The organism is Paenibacillus hebaui, from assembly GCF_051934385.1.
Classification (GTDB): domain Bacteria; phylum Bacillota; class Bacilli; order Paenibacillales; family Paenibacillaceae; genus Paenibacillus.
Genome location: NZ_CP196836.1, coordinates 6,908,744 through 6,924,189, shown reverse-complemented (window position 1 = coordinate 6,924,189; position 15,446 = coordinate 6,908,744). Strand labels below are relative to the sequence as shown.

Here is a 15,446-nt window from a genome sequence, read left to right as displayed (position 1 = left end):
GAAGGAGGACTCCTCATGGATATGTCCGAGATACTCAGGGAGGTAGGACGTGGGAAACGAGGCTCGCGTGATCTGAATTATGCAGAGGCACTGGCTGTTGCAGAGAAAATTCTGAGACAGGAGGTATCTCCTGTCCAGACAGCTGCCTTTCTGATGGCAGAACGAATGAAAATGGAAAACGTAGAGGAGCTGGAGGCATTTGTCCATGCTTGCCGTAACAGTGCGGAACGTTTATCCATATTTCAGGATGGACTGGATTGTGCAGGGCCATATGACGGGCGGACCAAGTCCTTCGTGGCCACCTTTCCGACTGCGTTTGTGTTGGCTGCTGCCGGCGTTCCGGTGACATTGCATGGAAGTGAACCACTGCCTCCCAAGTGGGGGGTTACGCTGCCTGTATTATTGAGGGAGGCGGGAATTGACACATTGAAAATGGATCGGGAAGATGCACGGAGTGCGGCACAGCGCATGGGCGTTATGTATGTTTCGTCCGAGGATTGGTGTGCACCGCTAAGACAGCTTAGACCCCTGCGGGAAGAACTTGGCTTCCGCACCGTGCTGAACACGGCCGAGAAACTGATTGATTTTAACCATTCGCCGTATCTTGTCTTTGGTGTATTTCATAATACATTCCTTGATCGGATTGCAAAGCTGCTTACCCGATTCAACTACCGTCGTGCTTATGTAGTGCAGGGCATGGAGGGTTCGGAAGACTTGTATATTGATCGGCCCACACGCGTATACGCAGTGGAGGACGGTGATATGAAGCTTGAACTGGTCGATCCCGCAGCCTATGATCTGGATATGCCTGTGCCGGAACTGGTATGGACGGCTGCGAAGCAGCTTGAAGTGGCAGAGAGCGTGTTATGTGGTGAGGGTCATATTGCTTTTGTGAATCAGGTTTTGTTAAATGGAGGATTTCGCCTGTATGTGACAGGACGTGTTAATTCCATAGAGGAAGGGATATACACTTGCCAAGGTTTGCTGGAAAATGGTGAGGCGTATCGCGTATACCAACAGTGGTGTGTCTCCATGGGTGGCGAACTGCCGGATAGCAGAACCGTATCTACGTATCCGGCATCGTCCAGGTAAGTTTCTGTTATACGTTGGAGGAGTTCATGTCCTCTTATTCCCAAGGATAAGTGACGGTCAGGAAGTCGGCGAATTTTTTGCTTTCTTCCCGCCGTTGTTTCCGCATGGCTGCCCGATCTGGAGCAGTCTCGTATAGTTTCTTCTCTTCTTCCGTCTCCGGGATAATGCGAGGTACAATTAATTTGCGATTATTTTCATCCAAAGCCACAAAGGTCAGAAATGCCGTAGCCGCAATCTTTTTCTCCCCTGTTTTCAGGTCCTCACGGATCACCTTCACAAAAATCTCCATTGAGCTGCGTCCCGTCCAGGACACGAAAGATTCCAGGGTAACCGAATCCGTCGGATTAATCGGGTACAAGAAATCGACAGAGTCGGTTGAGGCCGTTACGGTATTCACCCGGCAAAGCTTGGAAGCGGTGATCGATGCAATATCATCGATGTAGGACATCAGTTTGCCGCCGAACAACGTATTATGGTTATTAACGTCTGTTGGGAATACCCGTGACGTCTTGAAACAGCGTGTTTCACGCATATACTTTTTCTCCACCTGATCCAGTTCCGTAGGTTTCGGTATTTCTCTCATGTTGCTTCCTCCTATGCAGTATGGCTGTTGTATGCATTACGCGGGGCAGGGTCTCCGGTATGTTGATGTTATCCCTAGTATAGGTGTCGGTCGGATTCATAATGAAGCAAAAAGTATCGAAAAAAACCGCCAGACGCGGACCGGCGCGCGGGCGGTTTGATGCTGTATATTAAGCCTTGGGTGTGAAAATGCCAGACGGTTTACCGATAGGCAAGAACGTATATCCGAAGTGAGCGTTCAGTACGGAAGCACCTGTGCCATACAGAGACACAATCCCGATACCCAGTTCAGCGTACGCTGCAATGGTATGGAAGATGTGAGGAGCCACGCCGAAAGCGTCAAAAGTCAGACCAAGGAACAGGAAGTCAATGAGAATGAAGATGATGAGCAATACTTTGTTCGCTTCAACAGCACCAATCGTCATGAACAGGGTGAATACAAGGTATCCGGCAAAAGCAAATCCGAGCTGTTTGCCATCTGCCTGTTCCGCGAGGGTTGAGCCGAACACGCCCATTTTGATCATCCAGTTGGCACCCATGGCGAACCAGAAGAATGCGTACGCGCCAAAGGCAGTTGTACCAAAAGTATTGTTGCGTTTGGAATCCTGAATGCATGCGAACAATTGGGCAAAGGCACCCAGGAAGATCGCCCAAGGAATAGCATAGCTAAGTCCGTCTGTAATACCAAGCTTCTGGGAGGAAGCGACCAGAGTTACGATAGCCAACCCAAATAACCCCATTGCGCTGGGATCGGCGTTTGTGATTTTAACGTGAGTCTGTGAACCGGTTTGCATGGTGTTGATAAGCCTCCAATAATATCTAATCAGGTAGATCGGTTAGAGCCGATCAGTCCTCTAAACTAAACATTTCGTTTTCATATCCGCCTGGTCCAGATACGCACATCGCCCTATTGTACCTGAATGACCCCGTTATGAAAAGGGATTTTATTACCTTTTGAACCAAGGGGTGGTCCGTTGTTAAGCCCATGTCAGGGTTGATCAGCCAAGAAAACTGTTTTTTAGTGGAAAAAGACGGAAAATTACATGTTCATTCCCTGGAAGAAACGATAGTATCGAGGGGAAATCAAATCCTTTGCCCTAAAGCTTACCGCTATAAAGTGGTACAGAATCTCAAACTGGCGTTGAAGAGGTGATAGGGAAACCGAAAAATAAGTGTTTTCAATAAATGCAAGCGCTTACTTAAAGGTTGATCCATGAGTCTGTCTTTAATTATTCAATGATATGGAAACGAAGGGATGGGTGTTAATGATCGCGAAGACGCGGCAATTTGGCTTGATCTTGCTCATAGGGGTATTTACCATTTCCAGTCTGGGATGGGGTGCGATGTTTGGTACATCAACAGCAAGTGCGGCAGCACTGGAAGGAGGAGAAGCTGCTGCTGTGGGTACTCACAAATATGACTTTGGTTCAGGTGCTGTAGCGGATGGATACACAGGAGTGGACGGGACGTCCGTCTATACGCCGGAAACGGGCTATGGCTTCACCGATCTGTCCAAGGTAACGCTTCAGGATCGGGGGACGAGTGATCCGGTTAAATCTGATTTTGCCACAATCGCAGCAGGTGCAGGGTTTAATGTGGATCTGCCAAACGGTGATTATACCGTGTCCCTCATTGCGGGTGATTCGACAGGAAACACGGAAATTGCCTTGGATGTGGAGAGCATGAACAAAGTTCAGCTGAACACCAAGGCTGCTGGCGAGTATCTGGAGATGAGCTTTGACATCGCTTTGGTGGATGGGCAGATGAACTTCGTATTCTCCGGATCGGCTGCAAATATCAATGCACTGGTGATCACCAAGCAGGCAGAGCGTGAAGCTGGAAGCAAACCTGTGGTTTACCTTGCGGGTGACTCCACCATGCAGACCTATAACTCCTATTGGGAGCCTCAAGCAGGCTGGGGGCAGATGTTCCCGTCCTTTTTCAGCGATGCTGTGGAAATTAAAAACCATTCCATTGGTGGACGCAGCTCCAAATCCTTTATTTTTCAAGGGCGCCTGGATGAAATACTGCGGATCATTCGCCCTGGAGATTATCTGTTTGTACAGTTCGGACATAATGATGCAACCATCAGTGTGCCTGACCGCTATGCTTCACCCGCCGATTACAAAAACTATCTAAAAACCTACATAGACGGGGTAGAGCAGCGGGGAGCTACGCCAGTCCTGGTGACACCGATGGGTCGCAGGGACTTCAATGCAGACACGGGCAAGTTCAATGTGTCATTTCCTGAATATGTGCAGGCGATGAAAGAGGTGGCTTCCGAGAAAAAGGTGAAGCTGATCGATCTGAGCGCACTTAGCGTCGCCTATTATGATTCCATTGGACCGGAAGCGACATTGTCTGTCTTTCTCCATGTGACACCAGGCATCTATCAGGCGTTCCCGAACGGGGCAACGGATAATACCCACTTCCAGGAATATGGAGCCATTCAGATTGCCCGCCTGGTTGCAGGTGCGGTTCGTGAACTGGATCTACCATTATCGGAAGCGGTTAAGGATGTTGAAGTACCGGCTGAAGTGCCAGCCCAACCTGCAGGATTGAAGGCGGGCAGCATCAGCAACGCCGGAGCGGTGTTGAAGTGGACAGCGGATGATACGGCAGACATCTACAAAATATATCGCAAGCTGTCCTCGGAGCCGGAGTCTGCCTACAAACTGGCAGGTACAGCAACGGTGCCAATCATGACGTTAAGTGGATTGGTGGAAGGGCAATCCTACACCATCCGGGTAACGGCGGTGAATGGCCGCGGTGAATCCGAGCCATCGGATGAAGTCAGCTTCACCACCAAATCGGCAACGTTTCGCTATGACTTTGGACCAGTAGGTTCTCCGGTGGCTGAAGGGTATACGGAAGTGAACCGCAACACACTTTATACCGCTGAGCGTGGCTATGGATTAACGTCTTCAGCCAATATGGCGGATCGGGATCGTGGCAATGCCACGGATAACCTGCGTCGTGACTTCGTTATTTATTTTAACGGCTCCTATGAATTCAAGGTGGATCTCCCTAATGGAAGCTATTCGGTCAAGACGTACACAGGAGATTGGATCGGATCGGCACGAACCAACATCAACATTGAGGGCAAGGATTATGGGACAGTATCTTCCGGTGCCCAGAATATTGCTGAAAAAGTGATCAACCAGATCAACGTCCAGGATGGACAGATGAATCTGGTATTCAGTGGACAGACGGCGCATCTCAACGGTATTGAGATTACGCCTGTATTGATGGCCCCGTCCAACCTGAAGCTGGACGACTTGGATCTGAACATTGATCCAATCACTGCCACATTGTCATGGGACGCATCTGCAGATGATGCTCAGTACAAGGTATATCGCCAGTCTGCGGGTGCAACCAAAGCAGAACTGCTCGCGACAACGGATACCCCAAGCTATGTCGACAGCAAGGTCGATCTGGGCATGGATTATGTATACACGGTAACCGCTGCGGATCGTACGGGTACAGAATCGGTCGCATCCAATGCATTACCTGTATCCACGATAGATTCATCTGTAGACAAGGCAGAGGCTCCAACTGGTCTGTCCTTGCAGAGTATTAACAAAAACGATGTCTCATTCAGCTGGACGGAAGCGGCGGGAGCTCGTTTCTATCAGGTCTATCGTGCTGCGAAGCAGGGGGGGCCATACGATCTGATCGGTCGCACGAAGGAGACGGTATATACGGACTCCGCCATTCTCACTACGATTCCTTATTTCTATAAAGTGGCTTCCGTCAATGCGGGCGGGGTGTCTGAACTCTCCACTGAACTCGAAACTCCGATCGCAACGACGCTGAATCGCGAAATGGAGTTTCTGGATCGTGCTCCGGTCGCGGTAAAAACAGAGAATGGCAACTATATTGGCTGGCGCATGCTCGGCCTGGATTCCGATTCGATTGCATTCAATCTGTATCGGGATGATGTGAAGCTCAACGATGAACCGTTGACAGGTAGTACCAACTTTACGGATGCGGAAGGCACAGATACATCCCAATATCGCGTGATGACCGTAGAGAATGGAATCGAAAAAGCTGCAACGAAGGAATTCGGTGTCTGGCAGGAGCAGTACCTGTCTGTACCTTTGCAGAAACCTGCCGATGCATATACAAAGGACGGTCAACCGTATTCGTACTATGCCGGGGATGCCAGTGTAGGTGATGTGGATGGTGATGGCAAATATGAGATTATTCTGATGTGGTCACCGAATAACGGCAAGGATAATTCCCAATCCGGTTATACCGGTATTGTGTATATGGATGCTTACAAGCTGGATGGAACAAGGCTCTGGCGCATCGATATGGGGCCGAATATCCGGGCAGGAGCCCATTACTCTCCATTCCTGGTCTATGACTTTGATGGTGACGGCAAGGCAGAACTGATGATGCGTACCGCAGATGGTACCATCGATGGGCAAGGAAAGGTAATTGGCGACGCCAATGCAGATCACCGAAACAGCTCGGGTTATGTCCTGCTGGGTGACGAGTTCCTGACCGTATTTGACGGTCAAACTGGTGCGGAGCTGGATACAGTGGAATACGATCCGCCGCGCGGGGACGTGGCTTCTTGGGGAGACGGGTACGGGAACCGGGTAGACCGATTCCTCGCAGCTGTAGCTTATCTGGATGGTGAACATCCAAGTGCGATGTTCAGCCGTGGATACTACACACGTACCGTGCTGGTTTCCTATAATTTCCGCGATGGCAAGATCAGCAAGGTGTGGCGCTTTGACTCGAATGATGAAGGTTACCGCGAGTATGCGGGCCAAGGGAACCATAATCTATCTGTCGGTGATGTCGACAGAGACGGCAAGGATGAGATCACCTTTGGGGCGATGGCTATCGATGATGATGGCACACCGCTCTACAACACGAAGCTGGGACATGGAGACGCGATGCATCTGAGTGATCTGGACCCAACCCGTCCGGGACTTGAAGTGTTTGATGTACATGAGCATAAGGATGCCGAGTATGGTCTGGAGATGCGTGATGCTGCCACAGGTGAGATCCTCTGGGGTGTGTTCACAGGCGTCGATACCGGACGCGGCATGGCAGCAGATATTGATCCGAATTATCCAGGAGCTGAAGTGTGGGCTGCTAATATTACCAATGCCGAGCATATTCCGGTTACGGGACTTTACAGTGCGCAGGGGGAATTGATCACGACGAAGATTCCTTCATCCACCAATTTCGGTATCTGGTGGGATGGTGACCTGCTGCGCGAACTGCAGGATGACATTCGAATAGACAAGTGGGATCATGCAAATGAGACGACCGTTAATCTGTTGACCGCTACTGGTGCCGCATCGAACAATGGCACCAAAGCCAATCCGAGTCTGCAGGCCGACCTGTTTGGCGACTGGCGCGAAGAAGTGATGTGGCGCAGCCAGGATAGCTCGGAGCTACGCATCTATACGACAACAGATGAGACGGACGTGCGGATTCGCACGTTGATGCACGATCCGATCTACCGCCTTGGTGTAGCCTGGCAAAATGTAGCCTACAACCAGCCACCACATACCGGCTTTCATCTGGGCGTAGGCATGGAACAGCCAGCAGCACCAAACATTCGTTATGTAGGCTCTCCGCTGGAGCCGGAAGATACAACACCTCCGGTCATTACCGGAATGCCTGTGCAGCAGATGAATGAAAATGAAGTGTTAAAAGTAGGCGTGAAGGCAGAAGACCCGGAATCCGGGATTACCCTGCTGGAATTGACCTGGGATGGTGAGGTTGTTCAACCAGGGGACGAAATCCCGCTCACAGGTCTGGCGGGGAAGCGCACATTTACAGCTCGCGCAGTGAATGGTGCAGGACTGGTCACAGAGCGGTCAGTCGAAGTAACGGTCATTGCCGCTGATCATGCCACGGGTACGCCGGGAGTGCCGGTGTTGTCTGACAATAACGGGCATGGGAATGGTCTGTCAGGTGGAACCTATACGGTGACGATGAATATGTGGTGGGGTAACAACGCTACCGAGTATAAACTGTATGAGAATGGTGAATTGATCGACACTCAGAAGCTAACAGCCATTACGCCTTCTGCTCAGAAGGCTTCCACAGATGTTACCGGACGAGTGAATGGCAGCTATGTGTATACGTGCGAACTGATTAATTCAAAGGGAACGACTGAATGTCAGCCGCATACCGTGACTGTTCGGGATGCAATACCAGCGAAGCCGATGCTCTCTCATGACAACTGGGATGGGGACGGAAATTACACCATTACGATGAACCTGTGGTGGGGCACCAATGCTACCTCATATCGTTTGTATGAGAACGGTGAAGAGATCGACAGCCAACCGCTGACGGCTTCATCCCCGAATGCACAATCAGCAACAGTAGTCATCAAAGATCGCACATCGGGCGATTATGAGTATCATGTGGAATGGATGAACGAAAGTGGATCGGTTACAAGTGAAGTTATTAAGGTGAAGGTTACACCATGATGAAGATGATTTAACCATCAAGCATCCCTCTATTGGATATGGGCTAACCCTTGTGGGTGGTCTATAGACAGGAGGGATATTTTTTTGTTTTAACAAGATACACAATAATGACACAATCATCTGTTCATGAAGCTGGAGGGGAATTATGGAGGTGGTAAAATTGCAATTTGACCCATAATACGGTATTCTAAAGCCATTTTATGGATTATACTTTGTGGATGGTCATCATAACTATCAAAAAATGGAGAAGCAGACAAAACATCCATGCCGCCTCTGCCATATGTTAAACCAACTATAGATTGACAGGAAAACCTAAAATGTAACACAGAAATAGGAGGTGTCAGATGCGATGGTTATGAGTTTGGAATTGAAAAATAAAATAGAGAATGCCAGACATAACCTGCATATGTTGGTAGAGCATAACGGGGGCGGTCTTGGACATCCCGATGTCATTCGGCAGTCCATGGCACTGGATGAATTAATCAATGAATATAATCGAATGAACCGAAACAAGCCGAGGGCTTGATGGATATACGTTCTTTAGACGATATAGATGAACATGTTACAGCCCTGCGGTATGAAAAGAACTGGAATAAACAGCAGTAGGAATAGGTGCTGTGTCATTCCAGTTCTTTCGTGCCCGTCTGTTTTTGTGGACCCTCTCAATGCAACAGCCGTTTGGCTTCCAGATACAATACCTGCACGAACTTTTTCGTATTAATGCGGGTCTGGGACAAGGAAGGCTCCACATTATTTTGCAGCTCCAGCATTTTCTTGCGTATCTCCGTAAAATCAAAAAACTTCGACGCATAGTTCTCGAACTTGGGATGTGTATAATCCGTAAGTCCGAGCGATACAACATGGCTTAACGTCTGGAAAATGGCCCTGCGGACGCGTTGTTCCGATGCCTTGATCTCCTTGTTCACTTCCGCTGGTGAGGCATCACAGCCCAATTTGCGCACCGCGACATTATGGAAGATGTCCTTGAGGGACGGGAACATGTATGGCGACAGTTTGTGATCCTCCGTCTCAATCTGCTCCAGATATTCCAACATGTCCAGCAGATCCTTGCTGCCCGCTTCCCCGATCATGCCCATCTCAGACAGTAGGAAATGTCCTGCTGTGGTAATTGTTTTGTCCGGGACGGGTGTCGCAGTGCGTTCCGAAGATTGCAGTCCGGACAGTCCCTGCAGCGTCCGCTGAATATCTGCGATGGATTGCTGCATGCGAAGCCGTTCGTCTACCAGCCGCAGAACAGACAAGATCTCCAGCCGATTAATCGGCTTCGTAATATAATATTCAATGCCAAGCGAGTAGGCTTCGCCAATCATATTTTTCGACTCGATCTGAGAGATCATCACGATCTTGCCTTCGAACCTTCCTTCCAGTGCACGTATCGTCTGAATTCCGTCCCGCTGAGGCATGAGCAGATCAATCAGCAGTACATCCACTTTATGCAGTTCCAGCAGCTCGGCATGAATATGCGCCCCATCCTCTGCTTCCCCGGCAATATCGCCGAGCCCTTCATCTTCAATAATATCCATCAACATGGAGCGAACCCCAGGATCATCATCCACGATAAAATAACGCATTTCAGTTTCCTCCTAGATACTCCGCATGTTCCTCAATACGAATTAAATAAACCCATTATAGCCCGGTGTGTACGATGAAACAATATGTCAGATAAAGTAACAACGAAATGGATAAACATTGCTTATTTATAAAAAAATTAAATGATCTCATGTAGGTATTTGTCGTTTCTCGTAGATACGCATGTAGTATAAGTAACATCCAAAAGTGTAGATTCAGAGTTGTGCGAAAGGGTACAAACAAATTCTGCGCAGAACTAATCGCACTTCAAATTGAAGTTTCTGTTGTGAGTGGCAGAATTGCTTCCGTTATAAGCAGTAGTATGAGGATTTTTCGCTCAGACATACGGCCGAAACACTTTTATATGACACATCAGAGACGGGGGTATTACCGATGGAGCAAACAATACAAGATATTGTAGTCATTTTCAACGATTTTTTGTGGTCCAAGCTGTTAATTATATTGTTGGTCGTATGCGGTGTGTACTTCACGACCAAGACCCGGTTCATGCAATTTCGCATGATTGGAGATATGGTGAAAGTACTCCTGGAGCCCAAAAGCAAGGAGCCTGGCAAAATTTCGCCGTTTCAGGCATTTTGCATCAGTATGGCGGCACGTGTAGGCACAGGGAATATTACCGGTATTGCACTCGCCATCGCTTTGGGCGGACCAGGGGCTGTATTCTGGATGTGGGTTATTGCCATTATTGGTTCAGCATCCAGTTTCGTGGAGAGTACGCTTGCCCAAATCTATAAAGTCAAAGATAATGGCGGGTTCCGCGGGGGTCCGGCATATTATATGGAGCGTGGGCTTGGGAAACGCTGGATGGGCATCCTGTTCGCGATTCTCATTACGTTGTCCTTTGGTCTGGTCTTTAACGCTGTGCAGTCCAACACGATTACAGTGGCATTCCAAAATTCATTCGGCATTGATCGGTTGACGGTAGGCATTATTATGGCCGTTGTGTTTGCTGGAATCATTATGGGTGGTGTTAAACGGATTGCCAAGGCTTCCGAGTATATTGTCGTTGTTCTGGCTGTGCTGTACATTGGCGTAGCTGCATTTGTCGTGCTGGCTAACATCACGCAGCTTCCGGCCATGATTGCTCTGATTGTGAAAAATGCCTTCGGCATTGAACAGTTTGCGGGGGGCACACTGGGTGCTGCTCTGATGAATGGTGTCAAACGTGGATTGTTCTCCAATGAAGCAGGGATGGGGAGTGCGCCGAATGCTGCGGCAACAGCCGATACAACACATCCGGTCAAACAGGGACTTATTCAGGCATTTGGTGTGTTAACGGATACCTTGGTCATCTGTACAAGTACAGCCATGATTATTTTATTATCAGGAGTGTACAAAGGTTCTAATCTTGGGGGCATTGAACTGACGCAGGCAGCATTAAGTGTGCATATTGGATCTTGGGCATCCGGGTTTTTGGCAATCATGGTGCTCCTGTTTGCATTCAGTACGCTCATCGGGAATTATTACTATGGGGAGACCAATATTGAATTTATCAAATCCAGTAAAGGTTGGCTGTGGGTATACCGTATCTGTGTTATCGCGATGGTGCTGTTTGGTGCTGTTGCCAAAGTACAGCTGGTATGGGATCTGGCGGACCTGTTTATGGGATTGATGGTTGTGGTTAATCTGATCGCGATCCTGATGTTGTCCAAGGTGACTTTTGCAGCGCTGAAGGATTACAAGAAACAAAAGGCCGAAGGACGTGACCCGATCTTTACACGTGACCGCATTCACATTCCAGGTGAAGTGGAGTGCTGGGAGTCCGAGGCTGAGGTGGTAGGAAGCAAGGAACTTGAAATTGCAAAATAAGAAGTAACAACAGTAAGAAATAACAAAAGAGCGAAGACATCATGAGATTCAAATCCACCACGATATCAAGATAAATCAAACAGGACTTGGAGTTACCACTAGGTGGATAACCAAGTCCTGTTTGTTACATATTTAGAATCATCTCCAACGGGAAAATCTCCGTCTGGTAGACATCATCTTTTAATTTTTCACAGAGTAGCTAATCAGTTGTTCGGACAGAGCTTTCATTCGCTCGCCCGTTTCATTGAGTTTCTCAATAACATCGGTGAAGGATGATACAAGTGTCGCTTGTTCCTGCGAAGAGGCAGCAATCTGGGAGACTTCAACTTCCATCTGTTTGATGACTTGTTGTACATCCTTTAGACTGATACCGATATCACTTGTGGCTTGTTTGGCATCAACAGAAAGCTTGCGCACTTCCGACGCAACCACACCGAAGCCGGCACCGGCCTCCCCAACACGAGCAGCTTCAATAGCGGCGTTAAGACCAAGCAAGTTGGTTTGTTCGGAGATTTCACGAATGAACCCGGCAACCTTGTTGATTTGGGAAGAGTTCTGCACAGCAAGCCGTGTGTTCTCAAGGATCTGTTCACTAGCTGCCTGCAATTCTTCCGCATGAGCGGCAACATGCTGCACCATGTCAACCAGATTACCATTGATGGTTTGATTTTCTTGTATAATGTCTTCAAGCTGATTCTGATTGGACTGATCATACGATACGCAAAAAATAGCAACGACTTCATGATGGTCATCAAAGATCGGAATGTTTAGGACATCCAACTCAATACCAAAAATTTCTGCCGGGATATTCGTAAGCGTAGCTTCTCTCCCATTTTTCAGTGCTGCAAAGTTTTTGTAACTGTCCAGAAGAGGCTCGCCTGATTTGAAACCAAGGTTAAACTTCTCTGTAGTAATGACTTCTAATACCTTCTCGTGATCATAAATGGTCAGGCTCGCTGGTTCTCTTAGGATTAGGCTGATATAAGGCATTACTTTAATTAGAGCTTCTACAACGTTCATGGATTAGGGCCACCTTTCAATATGTGAATGAAATATATTTTCGATCTATGGAACGCTCTATCTTACATCGGATAAGAATGGATTATCGTGAACGGCATTTGTTATGAAAAAATGAACTTTTTATAATTAAATTTTAAAATATTTCCCATATGAATCGGTTTATTGGGTATAAATTCTAGTTGTAACTATTTTTATATCAAGATATCTGTATAGATCTATATCATTTGTAGGACATGTGTCCCTTTCTATACGTTCAATACAACTTAGGAGGTTAAACTGGGATGAAAGAAATCATGGACTTTGAGCAGATGCGTCAACTCGCACGTGAGAATGGCCTCGATCAGGTATTAGACGAGCCTGCACTTGCTGAGTTAAGACTGCTGGAGGCCGCCAAAGGCGAGATGATATGTGCCAAAGGTGAACGCCCCGAGCGTTTGTATTTCCTCGTTCAGGGTAAGCTCAAGATTTATACAACATTGACGAATGGCAAGTCTCTGCTGCTTCGTTTTAGTACTCCACCTGCAATGGTAGGGGATCTGGAACTGGTCAATGGCAAGGAAGCCAAGAATACGGTGGAGTCCGTCAACAAAAGCCTATTGCTTGGTGTAAGCTATCGTTATCTCCAAAGTACGTATGCTGAAAATCCAAAATTTCTTCATTTCATGCTCAGTCATATCACCCATAAGTTATATACCTTCTCGAATCTGTCGAGTCTTAATCTGCTGTATCCGGTAGAGAGTCGTTTTGCCAGTTACCTTTTGTCCACGATGGAACAAGGGGAGCCTTCTACAGAAGAGATCCAGACGTCCAAACTGACAGAGCTGGCAGACATGTTGGGCACAAGTTACAGGCATCTCAACCGGGTCATCCATGACTTGTGTAATCGGGATATTATTCGCAAGGTGCAACGAAAACTTGTGATCTGTGATCTGGAACAGCTGCGTACCATTGCGGGAGGCAATATGTATGAGTGATCGTTTTTTTTAAATAAAGGACAAGCCTTCATATCTAGATGACACGACACGATACTATACTATACGGCACAATTAAATGCACCCTCCGGGATATCCCAGAGGGTGCATTTTGCACCGCGCGCAATTCCCCGCGTGTGTCTCGCTGCATATCAATGGTGATTCGTCGCTTAGCTTTTAGCGGGCCAAAGATTACGCTCCATGGTTTTGCTCACTCCATGCGTTTCAGGCAGATTAGATATCTCCGCGCTGCTCGAACAATTGTGCGATCTCTACAATGACACGGGTTGCCTTAACCATATTGTCTACCGATACATATTCGAATTTGCCGTGGTAGTTCTCCCCACCTGTGAAGATATTCGGTGTTGGCATGCCCATATAGGAGAGCTGGGAACCATCTGTTCCTCCCCGAATTGGACGGATAATAGGTTCAATGTCCAGACGGGTCATGGCTTCATGCGCGATATCGACGATCTGGCGTACCGGTTCAATTTTCTCACGCATGTTATAGTATTGGTTATTCAATTCCACACGGATGCTTTTCTCTCCGTACTTGGTCTTCAGCTCATTTGCAATATTCAAGAGATTCATTTTGCGTGCTTCAAACTTTTCCCGGTCGAAATCACGGATGATGTAGCTCATTTTCGTCAGCTCAACGTCACCCTCCATGGATAACAGATGGTAGAAACCATCATAACCGTCCGTGAATTCAGGAGCTTCCTCCGCAGGCAGGCGTCGGTTCAATTCCATTGCGATTTTCAGGGAGTTCACCATCTTATCCTTCGCTGTTCCGGGATGTACATTGGTGCCCCGTACCGTAATCTTGGCGGCAGCCGCGTTGAAACTTTCGTATTCCAGCTCGCCGAGTGGTCCGCCGTCCACCGTGTAGGCATATTTGGCTCCAAAAGCCGAGACATCGAACTTGTGCGGACCGCGTCCAATCTCTTCATCCGGGGTAAACGCGACCCGGATCTTTCCGTGTTTCACCTCCGGGTGTTCCACCAGATAAGCCATCGCTGTCATGATCTCAGCAATGCCTGCCTTGTTATCCGCACCAAGCAACGTTGTACCATCGGTTGTGATCAGAGTGTGGCCTTTATATTCGTGAAGTTCCGGGAAATCCGAGTTGGATAACACGACATCCAGTTCCTGATTTAGAACAAGATCTGCCCCATCATAGTTATCGATGACCTGTGGTTTGACATCTTTACCTGTAAAGTCGGTAGCTGTATCAAGATGGGCGAGGAAACCAATAACCGGAACCTCCTTGTCTGTATTGGATGGCAATGTAGCCATCACATAACCGTTCTCATCCATGGTTACATCCTGTAAACCAATGGAGGTACATTCTTCAACGAGAAGTTTGCCCAAGGCCAGTTGGCCTGGTGTGGAAGGGCAGGTGTCGCTATTTTCGTCCGATTGGGTATCCATTTGAACATACGTCGTCAATCTTTGTATTAATATATCTTTCACTAGTAACCGCTCCTTTGGCTTGGGTTTATTTCTTTTGGGGTATATTATTTCCTGTGTGTCCGTTTGGTTATCATATCATGTTTTGCAGTCATTTCCAGAATGGTGCAAGTACGAAGTAAAGGAATCACAAGGTATCAAAAAGGGTACTATGGAACAAAAATGTACGTACTTGTATTTCTGTAAGTTAAGTTCATAATAGTTTTGATGAAAGGATGTGTTCAAGCCATGCCATTTATAACCGTTAAGGTACTGGAAGGCAAGACGATTGAGCAGAAACGTCAGTTGATTGAACGGATGACCCAAGTGGCTTGTGAGACACTGGATGTTGATCCGAGCAGAGTATTCATTTTCATTGAAGATCTGGAGAAAGACAACTATGGTAAGAATGGGCAGCTGTTTTCCGATCTGGAAAATAAGTGAGTGT

The 15,446-nt window shown here is 47.7% G+C and carries 11 protein-coding genes; 6 read left to right on the top strand and 5 right to left on the bottom strand.

The features are described 5' to 3' along the window. Nucleotides 1-15: 15 nt before the first annotated feature. Nucleotides 16-1,092 (top strand): anthranilate phosphoribosyltransferase, encoded by a 1,077-nt coding sequence (locus ACR32F_RS31120; protein ID WP_440114388.1) that lies wholly within the window; start codon nt 16-18, stop codon nt 1,090-1,092. A 34-nt stretch (nt 1,093-1,126) separates the two neighbouring features. Here the strand turns inward: ACR32F_RS31120 and ACR32F_RS31115 are convergent, their stop codons facing one another. Together ACR32F_RS31115 and ACR32F_RS31110 are read right to left on the bottom strand one after the other, a co-directional pair. Beyond that, nucleotides 1,127-1,675 carry an acyl-CoA thioesterase gene (locus tag ACR32F_RS31115; protein ID WP_440114385.1) on the bottom strand — a complete coding sequence of 183 codons (549 nt, stop codon included), beginning with the start codon at nt 1,673-1,675 and terminating at the stop codon, nt 1,127-1,129. A 169-nt stretch (nt 1,676-1,844) separates the two neighbouring features. Further along, nucleotides 1,845-2,468, bottom strand: a complete 624-nt coding sequence (locus tag ACR32F_RS31110; protein WP_440114383.1) for an acetate uptake transporter — start codon at nt 2,466-2,468, stop codon at nt 1,845-1,847. Between the two features lie 471 nt (nt 2,469-2,939). Here ACR32F_RS31110 and ACR32F_RS31105 point away from each other — a divergent pair, with 471 nt between their 5' ends. Both ACR32F_RS31105 and ACR32F_RS31100 read left to right on the top strand, forming a co-directional pair. Continuing rightward, nucleotides 2,940-8,138 carry a fibronectin type III domain-containing protein gene (locus ACR32F_RS31105; RefSeq protein WP_440114380.1) on the top strand — a complete coding sequence of 1,733 codons (5,199 nt, stop codon included), beginning with the start codon at nt 2,940-2,942 and terminating at the stop codon, nt 8,136-8,138. A 349-nt stretch (nt 8,139-8,487) separates the two neighbouring features. Next, nucleotides 8,488-8,664 carry a Spo0E family sporulation regulatory protein-aspartic acid phosphatase gene (locus ACR32F_RS31100; RefSeq protein WP_440114377.1) on the top strand — a complete coding sequence of 59 codons (177 nt, stop codon included), beginning with the start codon at nt 8,488-8,490 and terminating at the stop codon, nt 8,662-8,664. Nucleotides 8,665-8,800: 136 nt separating this feature from the next. Here the strand turns inward: ACR32F_RS31100 and ACR32F_RS31095 are convergent, their stop codons facing one another. Then, nucleotides 8,801-9,730, bottom strand: a complete 930-nt coding sequence (locus tag ACR32F_RS31095; RefSeq protein WP_440114374.1) for a response regulator — start codon at nt 9,728-9,730, stop codon at nt 8,801-8,803. Between the two features lie 391 nt (nt 9,731-10,121). Between ACR32F_RS31095 and ACR32F_RS31090 the strand changes: the two genes are divergently transcribed. Beyond that, a complete protein-coding gene (locus tag ACR32F_RS31090; RefSeq protein ID WP_440114371.1) occupies nt 10,122-11,558 on the top strand; it encodes an alanine/glycine:cation symporter family protein in 1,437 nt (478 codons plus the stop codon). 180 nt (nt 11,559-11,738) lie between these two features. Here the strand turns inward: ACR32F_RS31090 and ACR32F_RS31085 are convergent, their stop codons facing one another. Next, a complete protein-coding gene (locus ACR32F_RS31085) occupies nt 11,739-12,197 on the bottom strand; it encodes a methyl-accepting chemotaxis protein (RefSeq protein ID WP_440120072.1) in 459 nt (152 codons plus the stop codon). A gap of 662 nt (nt 12,198-12,859) precedes the next feature. Between ACR32F_RS31085 and ACR32F_RS31080 the strand changes: the two genes are divergently transcribed. Next, nucleotides 12,860-13,552 (top strand): Crp/Fnr family transcriptional regulator, encoded by a 693-nt coding sequence (locus tag ACR32F_RS31080; RefSeq protein ID WP_440114369.1) that lies wholly within the window; start codon nt 12,860-12,862, stop codon nt 13,550-13,552. Between the two features lie 231 nt (nt 13,553-13,783). On the opposite strand, the gene pepT is transcribed toward ACR32F_RS31080, so the two are convergent. Beyond that, nucleotides 13,784-15,022, bottom strand: a complete 1,239-nt coding sequence (pepT, locus tag ACR32F_RS31075) for a peptidase T (protein ID WP_440114366.1) — start codon at nt 15,020-15,022, stop codon at nt 13,784-13,786. A gap of 225 nt (nt 15,023-15,247) precedes the next feature. Between pepT and ACR32F_RS31070 the strand changes: the two genes are divergently transcribed. Then, entirely contained in the window at nt 15,248-15,442 is a 195-nt protein-coding gene (locus ACR32F_RS31070) for a tautomerase family protein (protein WP_440114363.1), read from the top strand. Nucleotides 15,443-15,446 lie beyond the last annotated feature (4 nt).